Raw genomic sequence first — 685 nt, forward strand, 5'->3', positions numbered from 1 at the left:
GGGCGTGGGGATACCCGCGGGCCGCAGGGGAAGACCGAGACGCACCGGGACGCCCGGCGAGTACAGCACGCTCGCGGGCGCACCCGACGGCGCGGGCAGCCCCGCGGCCGTGATCAGGTCCTCCTCGCACTCGACGAGTTCGGCCCGGTGCAGCGGCCAGCGCGGGTGTTCGTTCGGCAGATAGGCCGCACCGCCGAAGAAGGCGTTGTGCATGCCCCAGCGGGCCGTCAGGAAGTGTTCGAGGCCGGTGGGTTCGGCGATGGGTTCGCCCTTCCGCACGGTGATACGGCTGTGCGCGCGGCGCGGCCCGGGCCAGCGCCGCGAGCTGAGGTAGCGGACCGTGTCGCCCTGGGTCCTGACGCTCATGCGGGACCACACGTACGGCAGGTTGAACAGCGTGCGCCCCATCACCACCGGTATGAGACGGGCCGCGTCCATCGAGCTGAACACGACTCCCCGCCGTCCCCGCCCGTCCACGGAGTACAGGCGTACGTTCGTCTCGGGGAAGCTGCCCAGATAAGGGATCCCGGGCAGCCGCAGCCAGCCGACCCGGTCCATGCGGAAGGCCACCAGACCGACGTAGGTGGCACCCTCGAAGGTGTCGGGGACCGTACCGGCCGGGAGGAGCCGCGCCACGGCGGAGGGGTCCACGGCCCAGTGCAGGAAAGCCAGGTCGCGCCACCAC

The 685-nt window shown here is 72.0% G+C and carries 1 protein-coding gene; it reads right to left on the reverse strand.

Features of this window, described 5'->3' with window-relative positions; genetic code table 11:
• Positions 1-685: YqjF family protein (locus GUY61_RS38760; protein WP_166634955.1), on the reverse strand; the 685-nt coding region annotated here is incomplete at both ends.

It is taken from the genome of Streptomyces sp. GC420 (assembly GCF_009916105.1).
Classification (GTDB): domain Bacteria; phylum Actinomycetota; class Actinomycetes; order Streptomycetales; family Streptomycetaceae; genus Streptomyces.